Genomic DNA, 20,293 nt, shown 5'->3' with positions numbered 1-20,293 from the left:
ACTCACCCGCGCGTGTACTCCAGGACCACGAGACCGTTCGCGCCGTCGAGCCGCGCCCGGCGCACGAGCCCGGCGCCTGCCGCGAGCTCGTCGAAGTCCTCCGGACGGCGCTCCCGGCCGCCCAGCAACGTCAGCGACTGCAGATCGAACGAGGAGTTGTTCTTGGCGTGTTCGGCTCCTGCGAGCACTTCGACCACCAGCAGCCGTCCCTTGTCGCCCGCGGCTTCCGCGCAGCGGCCGAGAATCTCGCGGGCGTCCGCATCGGGCCAGTCGGTGAGTACCCGCGAGACGATCACGACGTCGTAGCCCGGCGGAACCGGGGCGAAGAAACTCCCGCCGAGGAATTCAGCACGGCTTTTCAGGCCACTGCCGATGAGGAGTTTCTCCGCCTCGGGCCGGACTTCGGGCAGGTCCAGCACCGCACCGGTCAGATGTGGATGCGCGGTCAGGATCGCCGCGAGCAGCGATCCCGTCCCGCCGCCCACGTCGAGCACGGTGGACACGGAATTCCAGTCCCAGCGGGCGGCGACCTCGGGCCCGGTCTGCCAGGCGAATCCGGCCATCGTGGTGCCGAAGAACCGCCTGAGCGTTTCGTCGGCCCGGTAGTCGGACCAGAAGTCGGCGCCGTGGACGACCGGGTACGCGGGTTCGCCGGTGCGGACGGAATGCGGCATCCCGCTGTAGGCCAGATCCATCGTGAGGCCGGGGCCGTCGGCGTCGAGCCACGAACGCAGCAGCGCGTTGCGTTCGTCCAGCAGCGCCCGCGACACCGGGGTGAGCCCGTGCCGTCCCGGTTCGGTCTCGGCGAACACCCCGACCTTCACGAGATGGTTCAGCAGGCGGGTGAGCGAGGCCGGGTCGGATCCGGATTCGGTCGCGAGGGCGGCTGCCGTCGTATACCCGTCGCGGATCAGTTCGGGCAGCCGCAACGCGACCGCGGTCCGCACCGCGAACGGGGTGGCGAGGTCGACGAGTTCGGCAAGCCTGCTGGTGCCGTCCTGGAGCTCCGTGTTCTCGGCCGTCACCGCGGTCCTTTCGGGAAGGGGAAAGAGAAAACTTCGGTGTTTCACTGAACAATGCACCGGAAAGCCTTGGCAAGCAAGGGTTCCGGGTCGAATTAGACAAGCGTTCCGCCGAGACGCGGAACGTGGATCGATACTGCGCGAAAGGAAAAACAGGAATGGATTCCCTCGAGGTACGACCCGTGACCGGTGCGCTGGGCGCGGAGATCCGTGGCGTGACGCTCGCGGAAATCGACGACGCGCTGTTCGAACGGATCCACCGGCTGCTGCTCGACCATCTCGTGCTGTTCTTCCCCGACGAGAAGGGCCTCGCGCCGGCCGACCACGAGGCGTTCGGCCGCCGGTTCGGGGACCTGGAGGTCCATCGATTCCTGCCGAAGCTGGCCGGGCACGACGAGATCGTCGTTCTCGATTCCGACCTGGGGGCCAAGGCCGACGTCTGGCACACCGACGTCACTTTCGCGCAATCCCCGCCGATCGCTTCGATCCTGCAGATCGTGCGGTCACCCGAGGTCGGGGGCGACACGATGTGGAGCAATCAGTACCTGGCCTACGAGGCCTTGTCCGCGCCGATGCGGGAACTGGCCGACGGGCTCACCGCGATCCACGTCTTCGAGCATCCCGACGGTTCTTTCCGCAGCGAGGCCGAACATCCGGTGGTGCGCATACATCCGGGGACCGGCAAGCGCTCCCTCTACGTCAACCGGATGTTCACCCGGCGCGTTCCCCAGCTGACCCCCGACGAGAGCGCGGTGCTGCTGGCGCATCTGTTCACGGTGTCCGAAAGCCCGCAAAGGGTTTGCCGCTACCGCTGGACCGAAGGCGCCGTCGCGGTCTGGGACAACCGGGCGACGCAGCACTACGCCGTGAACGACTACACCGAGCGCAGGGTCGGACGCCGGGTCGCCGTGCTCGGCGACGAGCCCAAGGGCGACGGCGCGCGCTGGCCGCATCACCGGATCGCGGGGATGAGCGCGACGGTGGTGAAGGGCTGAGGCGACGTTCCTGGATCGCGCGACTTGAATATCCACAAAGGACTTCAAGTTGGCCGGTCCAGGGTGTTGCGAAAGCCATGTTCGCAACCTTGAACGTTGCGAACGTGGCTTTCGCAACGCTCTCCGGTGGCGTGAACCCTTCGCCTTACCCCACAACGAAAGGAGCAGTCGATGAGCGACCACGCCGATTTCCTGGACTCCTACTGGCGTGACCCGCACGCCACCCTGAACCACGCTCGCGAGAACACACCTGTGCGCGAGGTGACCTTCGAAGGCGGACCGACCTGGCTCGTCACCCGCTACGCCGACGTTCGCTCCGGCCTGGCCGACCCTCGGCTGGCGAAGGATTGGAGGGCTTCGTTGCCACCCTCCGAGCGGGCTTCGGCGCCGCCGGGTCTGCCCGCGCCGCTCTCCCATATGCTCACCTCGCTCGACCCGCCCGATCACACGCGAGTACGCAAGCTGGTGAGCCACGCGTTCACCGCGCGACGGCTGGCCCGGCTGCGTCCGCAGGTCGAGGCCTTCACCGATGCCCTGCTCTCCGAACTGCCCACCGGTGAGCCAGTGGACCTCGTGGGGCGCTTCGCGATCCGGCTGCCGATGGAGATCATCTGCGAACTGATCGGTGTACCCGAATTGGACCAGGAGGACTTCGCGCACTGGTCGATGGTGCTGATGGACGAATGTCCCGAACCCTTGCTCATCGAGGCGTCGAAGCGGCTGTCGGACTACCTGGAAGAACTGGTCGCGGCACGCCGGCGTGAGCCCGACGACGCTCTGCTTTCCGAGCTCATCGCGGCTTCCGAAGACGGAGAGCGGATGTCCGACGTCGAGATCGTGGCGATGGCGATGGCCTTGCTGATCGCCGGACACGAGACCAGCGCGGTCTTCCTCACGAACAGCGTGCGAGCGCTGCTCGCCGATCCCGCCGCTCGGGCACGCCTCGGCTCGCCCGAGACCGCGGGGCCGCTGATCGAGGAACTCTTACGGTGGCTTTCGCCCGCGCTCAACGCGTCCTCGCGGTTCGCCACCGAGGATCTCGCGATCGGCGGGGTCTCGATCCCGCGCGGTGCCTCGGTCACGCTTTCGGTCGGGGCGGCCAACCGCGATCCGGACCGGTTTTCGGACCCGGACACCCTGGAGCCGGACCGGGACACGACGGGGAACCTCGCCTTCGGGCACGGGATTCACCGGTGTCTCGGCGCGGCACTCGTGCGGTTGGAGGCCGAAGTGGCGTTGCCCGCCTTGTTCGGCAGGTTCCCGCGGATGCGGGCGGCGGCCGGCGACGAGGAGCTGACTTATCGGCGAAGCGTGCACGTCCACGCACCGCGGACCTTCCCGGTCGTGCTCGACACGTGAAGGTCCTGGGCGCGGGCAAGGCTGTTCGCGTGATCGGCGGCCAGGCCCTCGGCACGGCCGTGGCTCAGGTGTCCCGTCGTACTCCGTCGTCGTCGACGTGATCGGCGAAGTCCTCCCAATCCGCGTTGGCGAGCGAAAGGTTGTTTTCGATTTCCTGAATGGCCTGCGGAACGGCGCGGAAAGACCGGCCGGCGGGTACTCCTGGCCAGTCGTCGTCCGGGTCGGGCTCCGAGCCGAGATCCACCACCAGGATCGGGTGCTCGGGGGAGTGGATCGTGATTTCGTCCACGACGAGCATGATCGCGTGTTCGGCACGGTCCACTTCGGATTCCAGCAGGTCGGTACTCGTCATTCCGGTGAAGGCCGGGTCGTCGACATAGCTCACGTTGGCCTCGAACCCGTCCGGCGTGCCCCGGCCGATTCCGGTCTTCACCCGATACCACGCATCGTCGTCGGAGAAGTCGGTCCGGATCACCGGTACGTTCGGCGTGGCAGGCAGCCGGGGTGGGCCGGACGCGGCCGCGGCACGCTTGCGGTTCGTCTCCGGCCTTCGCCGGTTCGATGATTTCGCGAACTTGTCGCTGTCGCGTTTGTACCCGTTGCGCCACATGACTTCGCCGTCGGAGTCCAGCATCTCCAGATCGCCGCTGTCACGGAGCACGACCTGCCGGGGATGGAACGGGAAATTCGGCGTGGTGAGGCTGTCCCATGCCTTGCGGACGCCGCGCAGGTCCACCCCGTCGGCCTCGTCCTTGGACCAGCGCAGGAACAGCCCGTCCTCCTCCAGGACGAGGCGGGTGCCGAAAGGATCCGGATACATCGACGGGACGAGATAGAACCAGCGAGTGATCCGGCCCCTGGGACCGTAGAGGAAGGTACCGGCGTGCTGATGGTCGTGCACCAGCACGTACCGGCCGTTGGGAGAGGTGAGGCTCTGGTCGGCCAGGCTCTGCCCGACCAGCATGCGGTCTCCCCGCGCGATGGGCGACGGGGGCCGCGACACGTCGGTGGTGGCGGTGTCGGTGTGCCAGACGATCTCGCCCGCGCCGTTGAGCAGGACGACGTCGCCGTCGTCGCGGACTTCCAGCAAGACCACACCGCGGTCCGCCGTGCCGGTGGACCGCAATGGAACACCGTTTTCATCGTGGGCCACGAGATCGCCGTCCGGCCGCAGGGTGACATCGCTGACGCCGGAGCCGCGCGTCTTCCGGCGCCAGTCGCCGGGGCTGAACTCACTCGACCACCACAGCGGCCGTCGATCGTGGTTACGGATGAGAACAAGATCGTCGAAACCGAAGTGTTTCAGGGTGAAAGCGTCGTTGAGTGAGGTCAGGGATTGCCTTCGCAGGCTCTCGCCCGCCCGCAAGCGATGGCCTCCGGTCATCACGTCGCCGTCCTCGGCGAGCGGCGGAAGCGCGCGATCGAAGAGCGTGGGGACCTCGGTGCCGGGGAAGCGGCTCAGCCGCTTTCCTCGCCGGTCGGGAAGTCCGTCCGGTAACGGGTCCATCGGGATGTCCGGCGCTTGCGGCGCGGCACACGATCCGCGGTAGGCCAGGGGAGCGTGCCCAGCGCGTCGCCGGTAGCCGGTGAACCCGTTCACCGGGGTGAGGAACCGGACGGTTTCGAGTTGCAGGTGAAGAGAACCGTTGTTCCCAACGATGTCGAGGCGGTAGCAGGGGTAGGCCGCGGGGCCGGCGATCCGATAGGTCCTGGTCTCGTGCCGGGCGGTGAACGACTGATGCGAGCGCGTGTCGAGGGTCCGCCACAGGTGCCCGTCCACGGATCCACGCAGGACCCATGCGGCAGGATCCCGGTCAGGCGCGTCGTTGGCGGAGGTGAGGAGGTAGCGGTCCACCGCGATCGGTCGCGAGAACTGGAATTCCAGGGAAGCACGGTCATGAGGTGCGAACCATTTGCAGGGTGCTTCCTCGATGAGGTTCGCGGCCACCTCGCCCACTTCGCCGTACTCGGCGCTGGCCCAGACCTCGGTCACCATCCTGGTGACATCCGCGTTGCCTGCCGGACCGGCCGAACGGAGGACGATCGAGCACGAGTCGCCCGTCCGGTCGCGCCAGGCCAGCCATGACGGCGCCACGCCGGATCCGTCGTCGATCAGCAGTCTGAGCGGTTCCGACGGCCGCCGTCCGGTGGCGTCCTCGATCTCCGTGTCGAAGGCATGATGTCGCGCAGCGCCGCTGTCCGGCGAATTCACCGGCTCGCCGCTGAGTTCGCCTCGTATCTCCAGCACGTCGCCCCCGCCGGTACGGCGATGGCCACGGCACTCGGCCATCCCCGGCGAGAAACCGACCGCGCAGGAAGAACCGTCCGCGGCGCCCCAGGACAGTTCCTCGAGTGCGGCGTTCTCGCCGTCGCCGATGTGAACCAGCAACTCGTGACCCGGTGTCCATTCGGTCGAGCCCAAAGCACGCCACCACACCTGGAAGGTGCTCGACGGTACTGCGCTGAACATGCGTTTCCTCGCTGCGCCTGGCGTCCAGTAGGTGAGGACGCGGGAAGGTTGAAGCACTTGAACGCTAAAGCGAGGCGTCCGGCGGTCAAGGGATGCTCGGCGAAGAAGGTCTTTTCGGTTAAACGATCCGCGCTAACCCCGCCCTGGATCGGGATGCGGGATGCCGAGTCCCGTCATGGTTTTCAGCAGCAGGGAGCGGAATTGCCGTTTTTCCGCTTCCGTCAAGGTGGCCATGGCGTGCGCGTCCACCGGTGCGGTCAGTTCCTGCGCTTGTTCCAGGACCGACGAGCCGACCTCGGTGATGGCGATTTCGAGGACGCGACCATGGGTGGGGTGCGGTGACCGCCGCACGAGTCCACGGTGCTCCAGGTTCGAGATGGCCGACCACATCGCCTGCGGGGTGACACCGGCGCGGCGGCCGAGTTCGGCGCTGGAGAGCCGGGCGGGGGCGCTGATGGCCAGCTGGGCCAAGGCGGCCAGCTGTGCCTGGGTGAGGTCGAGTGGCCGCAGGGCGCGTTCGATCTGCTGGTTGAGCGTGCTGGAGAGCATTCTGAGCAGATAGGCGATCCGGGTGGCCGGTTCGACGGGCACGTTTTCGTCTCCTGGTCCCACGGACGCCTTTCCTCGCGAGCGTCCTGGCGGTTCGGACACCTTGGCACGTTATCAAGTGGTTGATAACATGCGCGCACCTCCTCGAAGGGATCCGTGATGATCACCCACCTCCGGAGCGTCGAGATCCACGTGACGAACCCGGCCGAACTCCTGCCGTTCTACGCGGACGTGTGGGGGCTGGCGGTGGTCGAGGAGACCGACGATCGGATCCGGTTGCGTGGCCGGGGAACCGAACACCATGTGCTCACGCTCGCCACCGGCGAGGAACACCGCCTCGGCGGGATCAGCCTCGCGGCCGACGGGGAACGCGGTATCGCGAAGCTCACCGATCGCCTGCGGGGTGAACAGGTCGAGCTCCTGTCCACGAGCGACACGCGGATGGAGTTCCTCGATCCCGAAGGCCGTCGCATCGAGGTCGCCTGCGGCCTGCCCGAACACACGGCCCCTTCCCCGAAGGCGTACGGGCCTGATCGGCTGAGCCATGTCGTGCTCAACTCGGTGGACCTCGCCGCGGCCAAGGACTTCTACACCCGGGTGCTCGGCTTCCAGGTCTCGGACACCTATGAGAACGATCAGATGGTCTTCTTGCGCTGCAACAGCCGGCACCACTGCGTCGTGCTCGCGCCGGGGAAATGGACTTCGCTGAACCACGTGGCCTACGAGGTCCGCGACACCGACGAGGTCATGAAGGCGCTCGGCCGCCTGCGCAAGGCCGGCTTCGACACCGTGTGGGGGCCCGGTCGGCACGGCCCTGGCGGCAACGTCTTCTGCTATTTCCTCGACCCGGTCGGCAACGTCATCGAGTACACGGCGGAACTGCTCGAGGTGGGGGACGACTGGGTGCCCGGCGAATGGGCCAGGACCCCGGAGAACGCCGATGTGTGGGGGACCGGTGGCGGGATCACTCCCGCCGTGATCGAGGCGATGAGCAACCCGCCCCGGGAACCTGCTTGATGAAGGCGCTCGTCATCCGTGCGTTCGGCGGCCCGGCGGTACTGGAGATGGCCGAACTGCCCGACCCGGAGCCAGGGCCTGGTGAAGTACGGGTGCGCGTCCACGCGGTCGTGGTCGCCCGGACCAAGGACGTCGCCGCCCGGGCGGGAAAACCGCCTTTCGCGCCACAGATCAAGACTTTCCCGCACGTGCTCGGCACCGAGCACGCCGGGGTGATCGACCGGGTCGGGCCGGATCTGGACGATGGCCTCGTCGGCAGGCGGGTCGCGGTCTCGGCGGTGCTGAGCTGCTCACGATGCCGCGCCTGTCTGGTGTCCCGGGAGGAGGCGTGCAGCGAGTTCGGTCTCGTCGGGATCCACCGCCAGGGTAGCTATGCGGAGTGTTGCGTCGTGCCCGCGGACAACGTCCGCGAGATCCCGGCCGAGGTCGCTTTCCCCGAGGCGGCGGCCCTCGCGGCCAACGGCGGTGTCGCCAGCGCCCAGCTCGACGCCGGTGCCGCCGGTCCCGGCACCACCGTCCTGGTGCCCGGCGCCGGGGGCGCGCTGGGCGTGACCGTCGCCGCGCTCGCCGCGTTCCGTGGCGCCCGCGTGATAGGCGTGGACCGGCGTCCGCCAAGGCTGGCCGGGTTGCCGCTCGTCGCCCTCGACGGCGCGGCCGACGACCTGCCCGCGCGCATTCTCGAGGCCGCCGGAAGCGGCGGACTGGATTGTGTGGTCGACAACCTCGGTATCACGGCCTGGTGCGAGGCCTACCTGCCCGCCCTCGGCGCGCTGGGCCGGGTCGTGGTCTCGGGTGCGGTCAACCACGACCCGGTGCCGATCCGGCTGCTCCAGTTCTACCTGCGCAGCCAGTCGCTGATCGGCGTCCGGACCGGGAACCGGCAGCAGATCGACCGGTTGTGGGCGGATGTCGCCGCTGGTTTCCGGCTCCCGGCCGGATTCGTGCACACCCTGTCGTGGACGCGGGCACCGGACGCGCACGCGTCACTCCAGTCGGGCGGCACCAGCGGGCAGTTGGTGCTGACCATGGACGAGTCGTCAGCTGCAGGATGACCGGTTCTCCGCCTGTTCGTGCTCGCGACGGCGTTCGACGGAACCCAGCCGATTCACCAGGGTCAGCCGGTCCCCTCGGTAGAGAGTGCGGACCCGCTCGAACGGCTCGCCCAGCGCGTCCCAGGAGGTTCGGTGGACCACCAGCGCCGGCAGCGCGGCGAGAGTGCCCAGCAGGTCCGCTTCCCGGGGGCTCACGTGCGCGGTTTCCGTTCCTTGGTCGGCGCCGCCGAACGCGATGCCGAACCGGGTCCGCAATTCGTCATGCAGCGACCGTTCTCCGACGGGGGCGTGGTTGAGACCGGGAAACCGTTTCGCCGGGATGAACGCAGACTCGACGGCGAGAATCTCGTCGCCGGAGCCGCGCACACATTCCAGGTGGATCACTGGATCGTTCCGGTGTATTCGCAGCTCTTGTGCCAGTTCGCAGCCTGCCCGCCGCCGTTCGAACGTGGTCCAGGTCCGGCCGGTCAGGGCGTCCTGGTCCGGCCCGTCGGCCGAACCCAGGTGCTGCGCGATTTTCCGGCGTCCGACGACGAAACTGCCGCTGCCCTGGCGCGAGTCCACCCAGCCTTCGACCACGAGCTGCAGTACCGCTTGCCGAAGTGTGGCGCGTGCGACGCCCAATCGGGTGCACAACTGGCGCTCCGAAGGCAACGCGACGCCTTCGCCCAGCGTTTTGCACAGTGCGAGAATCTGCCTTTTCGCCCGATAGTAGCGCGGAATGCGTCCGTCTTCCGGGATTCCGGCGCGTGCCGGATCGGTCATGGTACCCGAGTCCGTGCAGTACGGTTCTACGCAGCGAGATTTCACGAACGTCGATCGTAACCATTTCGACAGGTTTGCCCGGGGGTGCGGACGCCGGAGGGTGTTTTCGTCTGGTCGTATCCGCACTTTCGGCCATGGAATTCCGTCGGATGGCGCAATGTCGGCCATTTCTGCCCGCTTGGGCCGAAGTGCTGTCCGGATACCTCCGAACGTGGCCGGTTCTGTTGTCCTGGCCGGGCGGATCGGGCTCACTGGGAAGAGAGGATGCCTGAGACGTCCTCGAATGAGAGCACCGGGACGGTGATCGGGAATGGATCCTGCGGAGCTGAATCATCGCGAACGCGCCATTCTGGGCGCTGTCGCCGCCGGTCGGGGCGAATTGCTCGCAGGCTGCGAGCCGGACCTTGCCGTGGATGGCGGCTGGTGCGACCGCGTCGCCGTCACGCGGCTGATCGTCGGCGGCTGGATCTGCGCGGCACGCCCGGCGAGAGTCGGCGACCTGGTGCCCGCCCAGCTCACGGACGTTGCGCGTGACGTCTTCGCGGCCACGCGCACCTTGACTGCCTGACCATGGTCGTGAAGGCCTCGCCAAGTACGTGAAGGCCCCCATCCTGTACCTAGGCGCACGGGTCGTGGCAAAGTCGGCTCTCCGCTGGTCAAGTAGGTTGTGAAAGCCACTTCCGCAACGTTGAAGGTTGCGAAAGTGGCTTTCGCGACACGGCGCACTGAGTCCCCTGAAACGCCCCCGGCCGCCGGGCCGGCGCGATCCCGACACCACCCACGACCTGCTTCGGATGACCGCGGGCGAGGGATTTCCCGATGAATCGGCGGTAAGCGCAGTTCCGACCGGGAACTACGCCGAAAGAATGATATTCGCCTATACACCCACGCACTCGATCCTGGTGGGAGGAGGTGAAGAGATGTGTCGGGTGGTTCGGTGAGGTTGCCGCCTGAGCTGCAGAAGTTCTTTTTGGTGACGTTGGGGATGCCCTGGCCGGAGGGTAACGACGCGGCGCTGGCCGAGTTGGCGCGGGCGTGGCGTGAGTTCGAGGCGGCCGCGCAGGACTATCAAGCCGCGTTGCGGGCGAACGGTGCTGGGGTGGACGCGGTGCTGGAGGGGGACACGGGGCAGTTCTTTTCGTCGTTTCTGGGGCGGGACATGGTTTCGGGTGTGGAGGCGTTGGGGGAGGCGTCGGAGAGCCTGGCGGGGATGGCGAAGACGGCGGCGGCGGATGTGGTGAAGGCCAAGGTCATGATGATCGCGATGGCGGCGATGGCGCTGGCGACGATCGTTCATTTGCTGGCGACGTTGATCGGTGCGGCGTTCGTGGGGTTGGCGCAGTTGACGGCGCGGCAGGCGTTGATGGCGATCTGGCGTGGTCTGGTGGCGAAGATGAAGGCGCTTGCCGGATTGAGGCTGACGAAGGAACTGGGCGTTCAGGTGGTCAATGGGGTGGGCAGGGCCTTGGTTCCGGTGGCGGGGTTCGCGGCTGCGGGTGCGGGGATCATGGGTGGTCTGGATCTGTCGATCCAGGCTGGTCAGATCGCGGCGGGGAAGCGGGACGGGCTGGATGGCAAGTCGTTGCTGGGGTCGTTCGTGGGTGGTGCTTTGGGTGGTGCGTTCGCGGGGGTGTTCCACGCGGGTGCGGTGTGGGTGCGGGGTGTGGCGGGGAAGGCGGCGGATGAGGAAGCGGCGAGGTTGCTGGCGGAGCGGTTGAAGATAGAGGGGGTGACGCTGGAGTCGTTGAAGGAGACGGGGGATCGGCTGGCGGTGGCGCCGCGGGCGATTCCTGGTTCGGTGGAGGCGTTGGGGCATGTGTCGTATGGGTTCGGTCAGGTGGGGGTGGTGTTGATCACCGCTCCGGTGATCAACTTGGCGACCGGTTCGCCGCACGCGAGTCCGTGGTTGGGGATGCTGGGGGCGTTGTCGGGATTCGGCGGAGGCCGTAGTGGTTCGCCGGGCAGTGGTGCGGGGTCGCTGGACGCGTTGGATCGTCTGCCGAGCGCGCCGCGGCTGACGATCCCGGCAGGCGAGGTCAAGACCGAGGGCGGGATCAGCACCGGGGAGCGGCTTTTCCCCGTCGCGCCACAGTCCTATGTGGACGCTATCGCTGCCGGGCCCGCCCAATCCGCGGTCCACACGACTTCGGCGGAAACGCCGCCGCGACAACCGCACGAGAGCGTGCGCGACGAGGGGCGTGCGCGGGTGACCCTCGAAGCCCGGCTGACCGACGAGGGCCGCCTCCCGGAAAACGCGGCGGTTTCCCTCGGGCTGATGGTCGACGGTTTCGTGGACGCCGCGGTGCAGGCACGCCCTGACGCGCCGCCTCGTTTGCAGGGCGCGGTCTTCGTCGCCCCGGGGGCCTCGGCCGGCACGACCGAGCTGACCGCGTTCGTCGAGTCGCGAGTCAGGTCGCGGCTGGGTGACTTCCCGGCGGGTGCCGTGACGGTGACGCCGGACCAAGTGCTGGCGCAGGTCTCCATCTCACCGCTCGTACGTCCCCCTGGGGATGAGCAGCTCGGCCTGGCGCAGGTCCGGGTGGACGGGCAACGTCCCCCGGCCGGTCTCTACGGACCGGGGGTCTACTCGGAGCCGGGAGATCCGTTACCGGCCTACCGGCGGGAGATCGAGGAGGCGCGGGCCGCCCTGTCCGAGCTGAAACCGGACGACGCGGTGTTCACCCGCGCGCGAGAGATCATGAGCGGTCATCACCAGCCGCCACGGCTGTTCATCGAGGAGAAGCCGTCTCGGGTGCACGAGGCTCATCGAGAACGCCATCAGGCCGCGACCGATCTGGTGGCGGCCGAGTTGATCCGGCCCGGCCGTCTCCACACCGGCGAGGGCGTGGTGGCCGCCGAAGCTCGCGCCCGGAGTCTCGTCGATGCCGTGGGCTGGCCCAGGGAGGGGCGGATCCTGGGTGGCGCGCCACAAGAGGGCGACGTCCTGTCACCGGCCGGAGCCGGCCCATCGGCGGCACCGGGAGCGCGGCCGCCGGAGGACGCGGCGCTGCGAGCGTTCTGGGAACGGCTGTCGGACGACGGCGGGCAGATGCTGTCCAACGCCGACGAGTCGGCCTTCGTCCGGGCCGGTCTCTCGGGTGGGAACCGGGTGGTCCTCGTGGATCAGCTGACGTCCTTGACGGCCGATCCCCTGTCCGGGCCCACCGAAATGAGTCTCTCGCAATTCGGCGAATGGTTGGCCGGCCGGGACTTCGAGGAGTCGGAGGCGCTGTTCCCCGCGGAGCAGGGAGGGACGCGGCCGAAGGGTGAGGCGCCGGAACCAGTCATCGTCGCGAACGCCTACGGCGAGGAGAACCTGGTCGCCTTGTTACCGGACGAGGTGAGCCGCCTTGCCGTGGACATGTGGCGCAATTCCAGCGCGCATACGATGCGATTCACCCTCCGGGCGGACCAAACCGACTCTGGCGGCCTGCTCGAGCCCGCTCCGTGGGCGCGGCTGGTCGCCGATCAGCGTCCACTTCCGCAACTGGTGGTGCTTTGGCCGCATGACGACGGATTCCGTGTCGGAAAGGAAGTTCTCGACCCGGTCACCACCGTGGATCGGCTCTGGACGACCGACGCGTTCCAGCGGTTCCTGGCCGAACCGGTGCGGCGGCCGCTCCTAATGCTCGGCTGGACGGAAAACAAGGATGCGAAGGATCTGGTCGCGGAATTCGGCACCGCGCTCGGAGCCCGAATCGGCCCGATTCAGGCTTTCGGCTACCAAGGCACCTTTCAGTTCTGGGAACACGGCGCACTCGTCTTCCCGCCGAACGCGGTGTTCCAGGAAACCTTCGGGATGCGGCCGGAGGACCTTCGGCACGTGACCGACAACGGGACGTTCGCGTTGCTGGACACCGCGGGCCCGTTCGCGGCGGACGCGGCGCTGGCCACCGCCGCGGTGGTCAAGGCGGAACGACCTGGTGCGTCGGTGATGGTGCTACCCGGTGATGACCAGGTCGTGCGCGCCCGCGCGAACACGGCCGACGTCCGATACCCACTGGGCGGAGAAGAAGTCGTGCGGCTGTTCCTCGCCGAGCCGGGACTGAAGGCGGGCCTGGTGTCAGATCCGGACAGGCCGGTGGTGCTGGTCGGGGATTTCGGGAACGGTGAGGCCCGGCCCGGCGGCGTCCGGTTCGACGTCGGAGCGGCCTTGGCGCGAGAAGGCCTGTTCAACCCGGTGTACGCCGCGAACAGGGACGCGCTCCGCGACGCCGTTCTGGTATCGGGTCTGTTCGCGGACCGGATCAAGACCGAACTGATCTCTGGTCCGGAAGGTGATCCGGTCGCGCTGTTCGTCCGGCACCAAGGAGACGAAAGGGAACTGGCCCGAGTGCGCGCCTGGGCCACCAGAGCGGGTGCGGCCGGGGTTCGGACACTCAGGGGAACCGACGGCAGGCGGATGAAGGTGCCTTGGCAGGTCGCTGTGCCGATCTTCCTCAAACCGGCCGCGGGCGGCCAGGTCCATTTGACGCGCTCCGACGGCCGCCCCGCCACCGGGGAACCCGGGCAGGCCCTGCGCGACAGCCGTCAGCTACGCGAGGCCCTCGGGCGGAACGAGGCAGGACGCCCTCGGACTCCGCTGCTGATTCCCTTGGCAGGAACCCTCACCGGACTCGAAAAGCTCGCGGCGGACCTCGCCGCGGGCGGCTACGCGCGGGACGTCTTCGCGGCTCGCGGTCCGGTGTTTCTCGCCGGCGGTCAAATGGCTCTCATGGAGCCCGGCCTCGACCGAGTCGACGCGGTCGTACCCGGCCCTTCGGACGTGGCGAGCTACGCCTTGGTCGACGCCATGTCGGGAATCCATGGTGCGTTCTTCCCCCGCGATCCGGTCGACATCGTCAACCAGTGGCGGGTCGAGACACGCGCCGATCCCGTGTCGAGCCGGATCTACTTCTCGAAGAGGCCGGGTACCGCGGATCTCGGCGGCGAGGCGTATCTCGTGCCCGGGGGCGAGCCCGGTTGGCGCAGCGTCGTGCACGGCAACGAGTCCGGGATCGGCGTCGCGCTGCCCACCGCCCGCCCTTATGAACTGGGCGACCAGGTCCTCATCCAGGGCGACGCCGCGGGTGCGGCGTTGTTCGGCTCGTCGGTGTACCTGGCGGCAATGCCCGACGCGGACCGTCCTCATGTGCTCCTCGCGTGCAACGGGGCCAGTGCGCTGGAAACGCTCCGGGCGATCGAGTCCCGATGGGGGAAAGGGCCGATCATCGCCTCGACCGCGAAGACGTATTACGGCTGGCACGGAATCGGTATCCATGTGGCGGACGACGGGCACCTTGTCCGGGCGGACGAGCCCCAAGCACCGCCGGTCCGGTTGGCCGACCTGGCGGCCGAGAACATCCCGTCGAAGCTGATCACCCACGGCGCCGAGAGCCCGCCGAAGGAAGTACACGAGCTGGTCCGTCGCGCGGTACAAGCCTCGGCGTGGCGCCTGGCCAACGGCGGGGAGGGCGCGAAGATCCAGGTCCTCGTGCACGGCTCGGACGAGGCCGAGGCGACCACGTGGGGGAACGAACTCGCGACGGAAATCCGAGACACCGTGGAAGCCGAGGCGGTGAGGCTGGCCACTCGATACGAACTGCCGCAGGCACGTTTCCTGGAGATCCTCGTCGACGTCGAGGATACGGGGCAGCATCCCCCGGTGGCCGAGGTCGAATTTCACCTGGCGCGGGGGTCGTTCGGTGCCGAGGCGCTGAAGACCGGCGGACTCGACACGATCAAGGAAGCCTTCTCGGCGTTGGATCCGGCATCGCGAAAGTCCTTCGAAACTCTGCCGGAGCTCCCCTTCGAGCCCGTGGTGTCACCCGAATCGGTCGCGGCGATGGCGAACCTGTACGGGGAACAGACCTTGATCTCCCTCCTCCCCGAGCCCGAGACCGGTGTCTCGACGCGGACGAACTGGGCGTTTTCCGGTGGCCAGTCCGGAGTGGTCGTTTCGCGGACGACCGGCCGCGCGGGGGAGACCGAGACCGTGCTGGCCCCATGGGCCGACACGTTCGCCGACGAAGTCCCCGGGCCGCTCTTCTTGACCCTGGAAGCGGTGGGCGGCGGTTTCCGAGTGGACGGCCGCGAGGTGACCGTCGCCGACGCCGTGCGCGCGTTCCTGGACAACGAGACTTTCCGCGAGTTCCGGCAGCAGCCGGTGCGTGGTGCGCTTGCGGTCCTGGTGCGGGACAAGGGTGAATCGCGCTCCGGGCTCGCCACGGATTTCCTCGGCGCGCTTCGCGAAGAGATCGGGCCGGTGCACGCGTTCGCCTACCAGGGGCCGTTCGCGATCCGGTCGACGGGATTGCTCGAGTTCCCGGATGAAGCGGTTTTCGAGGAGAGCTTCGGCGCGACGCTCGAAGACGTGCGGCACGTGGCGGACGGCGACGTGTTCGCCTTCCTGGACTCCGGTGATCCGCGAGAAGCCGCCGACGCCCTGGTGACGGCTGCCGCGGTGGCAGCGGGGTGGGCTCACACGTCGCCGGATGGCCGGACGGCGTCGGTGCTGTCCATGACCGGCGACGACTTCACGTTCGTCGTCGGCTGGGTGAACGGCGAAATGAGGCTCCGCACGGGAGGCGGCGAGGCGGCTCGGCTGTATTTGGAACAGCCAGGGACACGGGAGGCACTGGCGAGTGATCCGGCCCGTCCGGTCGTGGTCGTCGGTGCCTTCACCGCCGGCGGAGCTCGTCCTGGGACGGTTCCCTTCGAGGTGAGCGCGGCACTCGCACGCGAGGGATTGTTCAATCCCGTGCACGCCACGACCGCCCGGCTGCCGGGCGAGGAACCGATCTTCCACCAGGTGTCCGGGCTGTTCGCCGATCGCGTCAAGGCGGAGTTGCTGCCCGACGCCGACGGACGTCCGGCGGCCGTCTTCGTCCGCTACGAGGGGGATGAGGCGAGACTGGCGGAAGTCCGGGCCTGGGCCCGGCAGGAGGGGGCCTACGGTGTCTTCCGGGTGACCGGACCGGACGGCGTCCGGTTCGAACCCCCATGGCGTGGCAAGGCGGTGCCGATCGTCGTCAAACCCGCCGCGGACGGCGGCGTCCACCTGCTGCGCTCCGACGATCGGCCCGTGACCGGGGAACTGGGACCGGCCCTGCGGGACAGTCCGGTGCTCCGCGCCGCGCTGGGCCGTCTCGGTGACGGCAGCGTGGAGCCTCGGGACGAGCGCGCGCCGCTGGTGCTCGCCGTGGACGGGGCGGTGAGCGATCTCGGGGGGTTCGCGGGTGAGCTGGCCTCAGGTGGCTACTCCCGGACGGTGTTCACGTCGCGGGGTCCGGCGAAGTTCCGCGAGGACGGTGCGCTGGAGGTCACCGACGCCGTGTTCGACCGGGTCGACCCCGCCGAACCGGAGCCCGGACAGATGGTCAGCTATCCGTTGAGAAACGTGAACCTGGGGAACAACGGCGTCTTCTTTCCCGCCAATGTCTGGGATCTGGCGACCCTGTGGCGCTTCGACGCCACCGCCGGGGCTATTACGGGCCGCATCTATCTGTCCCGGAGACCCGGGCGCGGCACGTCCGGTGATTGGTACCTGTCGCCCGCCGGCGGACCCGGCTGGCGCGGGGTGGTGCACGGGTTCGAGGACGGCGTCAAGATGGCGTTGTCGGCAGGGCGCCGTCACGGCCTGGGCGACCAGGTGCACCTCGAATCCGATCAGGCGAGCGCCGCGCTGTTCGCTTCGGCGGTCCATCAAGCGGCGCGTCCCGACCCCGCGAAGCCTTATCGGCTGATGGCCTGCAGAACCGCGGTCGCCCGGCGACTCGTCGAAAACATCAAGAACCGGTGGGGGACGGGGACGGTCGTCGCCCCCACGGCCGTCATCGAGATCGGCTGGAACGGCCGTGGCGTGCAGGTGCACGAGAACGGTCACCTCGTCCGGGTCGACGGTCCTGGACAGCTGCCGGTGCGGCTGGCGCATCTGGCCGCGGAGCGTGCGGATCCGGTTTCCTTCAGGCTCCGGCCAGGACTGGAGGACTTCCCGGATCTGTGGCTGCTGGCCGAGTTCGCCGCGCGGCCCACGGCGTGGCGGCTGGCCAACGGAGGGGAGCCCGCGACGCTCGAAATCCGGATACGAGGAGCGGAACCCGGGTCCGGATGGGCGGACACTCTCCGGGACGTCGCGCGGGCCGCGTTCGACGGCGAAGCGCAAAGGCTGACGAACGAGTTCGGGCTTCCGGACGCGACCGGGCGCTTGGCGGTCCGAACCGACTTCACCGACGTCGGAGCCGTACTCTCCCGGGCCGAGATCGAAGTCCGCCTGCCGGAGGGCGACTTCGGCCTCGCGGCACTGGAAAGCGGCCGCGAGGACGCGATCGTGCGGGCGTTCGCGGCGTTGACACCGGATGCTCCGGCTGAGCATGCCTCCGCCGCGCCGCGGGTGCCCCTCGAAGGCAAGTTGTTGGCGGACGCCCAGGGGCGGCGGAACCTGCTCGACCTCGGTTCCGATCCGGAGGTCTCCCGGATGCTGGAATCCCGCTGGGACCGGTCCTCCGACTTCGACCAGCGGATTCTCGCGAAGCCGGTCCGCGACGAGGAGGGAAACGCGGATTACGCCGAGGTCCTTGCGCCCTGGGCCCACACCCTGTCGGACGGCAGCACTCCCGTCCGCTTCCTGGTCGTCGACGCCGTCGGCTCGCCGTTGGACGCGGCGTGGCGCGTCGCCGGCGACGATCGGTTCCAGGACTTGATGTCCGGACCCGTCCGTCCGCGTCTCGTCGTGCTGGCCACGGCGGGGTCCGTCCCGGCGCCGCCCGCCTTCGCGGAGCGGTTCACGCGCATCCTGGCCGCGCTGACCGGTCCACTGCAGGGCTATCACTTCACCGGGCAGGTCGATCTTCTGGACTCCCATGGTGTCCTCGTCGCCGATCCGGCCGAGTTCACCATAGTGTCTCGGCTCTCGATCGAAGACCTCCAGCCGTACGAGAACGGGACGGTGTTCGGGCTCAGGGCTCCCGGCGACGACACGCTGACGGAAAACGCGCTCGCCGTCGCCCGAGCACCGGAGCTGACGGGGGCGATCGTGCTTTTCGCGTCCGGGGCGGCTCCGGCACACTTCCGTGCCGGGCTGGTGGAGCACGCGCAGGAGGCCGAACTGACCGGCGCGGAGGCCGGTCGGATGCTGCTGGAGAATCCGCGGTTGCGGGAACTGCTCGGCGAAGGGCGGCGGGTCGTGCTGCTCTCCGAGGCGGGCGCCGACCGGAACGGCCACGGGGGCAAGGGTTTCGACCTCGTCGACGCCTTGCTCGCCCAGAACTTCCACAACGACGTCTACGCCCATACCGGCCCGGTACCCGCCGTGGGCGAGGGGCTGGACCTCGTCGGCGTCTCACAATGGCGGACCGGGGAGGTCAAGACGGAGGTGCTCGCGGACGCGGCCGGACGGCCGGCCGCGTTGTTCGTGCGATACCCGGGTGACACGGAGCGGTTCCGGGAGGTCCGCGAGTGGGTCGCGGGCGGCGATTCGGCCGCGAGCCGGTTCTACGAGGACCAGGACGGCCGGTGGGAGCTGCCGGGCCGCCCGGTGCCGTTGTTCCTGGGGGCGCGCTCGGCAGGCGAAGTCGGTGCGATCCGCGACAACGAGGCCGGTGAGGCCGCGGCACTGACCTACGCGGACGTTTCACTGGTGCTCCGGGACGACCCAGATCTGCGCGCGCTACTCGGTTCCCTGGGACACGGTTTCGCGGACCCCGCGAAGGAACGATGGCTGATGCCGGTGTCCCTGGACCACCCGCTCACCGAGCTCGGCGCCTTTCACGAGGGCATGGCGGCAGGCGGCTACTCGCGGTGGACGAGGGCACCCCGAGGACAGGTGACCTTGCTGCCGGGAGGCGTCCTCGGGGTGCGCGGTGACGGATTCGCAGCGTGGAAGCCGGTGAAGCCCGGCCGGGACAATGTGTTCAGCTACCCGTCCACCTCCGCGCGGGGCGTTCACGGCCAGTTCTTTCCGATACGTGACTTCGAAGCCGTCCAGTGGCGTTCGTCGACCGCCGAGGAGCGTCCGGCGGGCACCCGGTTCTACGCTTCCGAGGTCGCCGGAGCGGACGGGAGCCCGGCCTGGCGGGTGTTCGTGACCCCAGCCTCGTCCGACGCGCCTTGGGTCACCGACGTGCACGGGGTGGCGGACGGTGATCTGGTCGTGGCGTTGAAGACCGGGCACCCCCACCGGCGTGGAGACGTCGTCGCGATGTCCGATCCCGCCACCATCGCCACCGTGCTCTACGGCAACACGGCCTTCGACAGCGTGAAACCCGCCGAGGTACTGCTGCTCGGCTGTCATGTGGCCGAACCCGCCCCGAACGCCGACAGCACGGCGAAACGCGTCGACGACGTGCGGGTGCCCGGGACACACAAACCGATGGCCTTGATCGCGCCGACCGCGCCGGTCGGCCGCGTCTTCGATCTGGTGCCCGCGGTCATGAACGGGAACCATCTGGTCCGGCTCGGCAGCGAGGATCTGCCACCGCTGCCCGCCGCCGATCTGGTGGCCACCGTGATCGACCCCGCGTGGGTGCCCGACGTGTCCGACGGCGATCGCTTCACCGAGGTGAGGACCCTGGGCGTGAAGCTCGCCCGGGCGGCGGTGTGGCGCTCGTTGAGCGGGGCGGTACCGGAACCGGTGCGGGTCCGGATAGAAGGCCACGGCCGGGACGAACAGGCGGCGGGGAGCCTGAACGCGGAAACCGTGCGGGTGACCGAGAGCGAGTTCCTCGCCGAAACCGATCGGCTCCACACCCTCTACGGTCTCGAGCCGGTGGAGTGGGGAGAGCTGGCGGTGCGGACCGTCCAGCACGTGGCCGGGCCGGGCAGGACCGGCTCCCTCGTCACCGTGGACCTGCCGGTGGACGATGTCGGGGGAATCGCTTTGGCGCGATTCGAGCAACGCCTGGCCGAACTGAGCGACGACGACGACACGACCCCGCCTCAGCCTGAGCTGGAGGAACTGGAACGCCTGTTCGCGCCGATGAAGAAAAACGGTTCCTCCTGAGACCACACGGAAGCCCCGAGGTGTTCACGAACGGTGGAATACGGGGTTCGAAAGTGCACCCGCGCTGACTCGAAAAGACAATCCTC

The 20,293-nt window shown here is 68.6% G+C and carries 10 protein-coding genes; 6 read left to right on the top strand and 4 right to left on the bottom strand.

The window, feature by feature from the left end; translation table 11 throughout:
- Nucleotides 1-2: 2 nt before the first annotated feature.
- Nucleotides 3-1,025 (bottom strand): methyltransferase, encoded by a 1,023-nt coding sequence (locus tag IE302_RS07290; RefSeq protein ID WP_191252908.1) that lies wholly within the window; start codon nucleotides 1,023-1,025, stop codon nucleotides 3-5.
- Between the two features lie 179 nt (nucleotides 1,026-1,204).
- On the opposite strand from IE302_RS07290, the gene IE302_RS07285 reads away from it, so the two are divergent.
- Together IE302_RS07285 and IE302_RS07280 are read left to right on the top strand one after the other, a co-directional pair.
- Nucleotides 1,205-2,017 (top strand): TauD/TfdA dioxygenase family protein, encoded by an 813-nt coding sequence (locus IE302_RS07285; protein WP_229907635.1) that lies wholly within the window; start codon nucleotides 1,205-1,207, stop codon nucleotides 2,015-2,017.
- A gap of 171 nt (nucleotides 2,018-2,188) precedes the next feature.
- Nucleotides 2,189-3,376 carry a cytochrome P450 family protein gene (locus IE302_RS07280; protein ID WP_191252897.1) on the top strand — a complete coding sequence of 396 codons (1,188 nt, stop codon included), beginning with the start codon at nucleotides 2,189-2,191 and terminating at the stop codon, nucleotides 3,374-3,376.
- 64 nt (nucleotides 3,377-3,440) lie between these two features.
- Here the strand turns inward: IE302_RS07280 and IE302_RS07275 are convergent, their stop codons facing one another.
- Both IE302_RS07275 and IE302_RS07270 read right to left on the bottom strand, forming a co-directional pair.
- Nucleotides 3,441-5,846, bottom strand: coding sequence for a DUF6924 domain-containing protein (locus IE302_RS07275; protein WP_191252895.1), 2,406 nt, complete (start codon nucleotides 5,844-5,846; stop codon nucleotides 3,441-3,443).
- A gap of 132 nt (nucleotides 5,847-5,978) precedes the next feature.
- Nucleotides 5,979-6,437: a MarR family winged helix-turn-helix transcriptional regulator gene (locus tag IE302_RS07270; RefSeq protein ID WP_191252893.1), complete on the bottom strand. Its 459-nt coding sequence runs from the start codon at nucleotides 6,435-6,437 to the stop codon at nucleotides 5,979-5,981.
- Nucleotides 6,438-6,554: 117 nt separating this feature from the next.
- On the opposite strand from IE302_RS07270, the gene IE302_RS07265 reads away from it, so the two are divergent.
- A complete protein-coding gene (locus tag IE302_RS07265) occupies nucleotides 6,555-7,412 on the top strand; it encodes a VOC family protein (RefSeq protein ID WP_191252891.1) in 858 nt (285 codons plus the stop codon).
- The gene (locus IE302_RS07260) at nucleotides 7,412-8,464 is read left to right on the top strand and encodes an alcohol dehydrogenase catalytic domain-containing protein (RefSeq protein ID WP_191252889.1); all 1,053 of its coding nucleotides are present in this window, start codon (nucleotides 7,412-7,414) and stop codon (nucleotides 8,462-8,464) included. The genes IE302_RS07265 and IE302_RS07260 overlap by 1 nt, the downstream gene beginning before the upstream one ends.
- On the opposite strand, the gene IE302_RS07255 is transcribed toward IE302_RS07260, so the two are convergent.
- Nucleotides 8,450-9,229 carry a GntR family transcriptional regulator gene (locus IE302_RS07255; RefSeq protein WP_191252887.1) on the bottom strand — a complete coding sequence of 260 codons (780 nt, stop codon included), beginning with the start codon at nucleotides 9,227-9,229 and terminating at the stop codon, nucleotides 8,450-8,452. The two genes, IE302_RS07260 and IE302_RS07255, sit on opposite strands and share 15 nt — an antisense overlap.
- Nucleotides 9,230-9,539: 310 nt before the next feature.
- Between IE302_RS07255 and IE302_RS07250 the strand changes: the two genes are divergently transcribed.
- On the top strand, nucleotides 9,540-9,797 hold the full coding sequence (locus tag IE302_RS07250) for a hypothetical protein (RefSeq protein WP_191252885.1): 258 nt from the start codon (nucleotides 9,540-9,542) through the stop codon (nucleotides 9,795-9,797).
- A gap of 369 nt (nucleotides 9,798-10,166) precedes the next feature.
- Nucleotides 10,167-20,207, top strand: coding sequence for a WXG100-like domain-containing protein (locus IE302_RS07245; protein WP_191252883.1), 10,041 nt, complete (start codon nucleotides 10,167-10,169; stop codon nucleotides 20,205-20,207).
- Nucleotides 20,208-20,293: the final 86 nt, after the last annotated feature.

Source organism: Amycolatopsis oliviviridis, from assembly GCF_014654365.1.
Taxonomy (GTDB): Bacteria; Actinomycetota; Actinomycetes; order Mycobacteriales; family Pseudonocardiaceae; genus Amycolatopsis; species Amycolatopsis oliviviridis.
The sequence above is the reverse complement of the archived record's forward strand: the minus strand, read 5'-3'. Positions and strand labels throughout refer to the sequence as shown.

Bases quoted from the DNA above. Each gene is read 5' to 3' on its own strand.
- IE302_RS07280 (WP_191252897.1), top strand. From the start codon at position 2,189: ATGAGCGACCACGCCGATTTCCTGGACTCCTACTGGCGTGACCCGCAC.
- IE302_RS07275 (WP_191252895.1), bottom strand. From the start codon at position 5,846: ATGTTCAGCGCAGTACCGTCGAGCACCTTCCAGGTGTGGTGGCGTGCT.
- IE302_RS07265 (WP_191252891.1), top strand. From the start codon at position 6,555: ATGATCACCCACCTCCGGAGCGTCGAGATCCACGTGACGAACCCGGCC.
- IE302_RS07260 (WP_191252889.1), top strand. From the start codon at position 7,412: ATGAAGGCGCTCGTCATCCGTGCGTTCGGCGGCCCGGCGGTACTGGAG.
- IE302_RS07255 (WP_191252887.1), bottom strand. From the start codon at position 9,229: ATGACCGATCCGGCACGCGCCGGAATCCCGGAAGACGGACGCATTCCG.
- IE302_RS07250 (WP_191252885.1), top strand. From the start codon at position 9,540: ATGGATCCTGCGGAGCTGAATCATCGCGAACGCGCCATTCTGGGCGCT.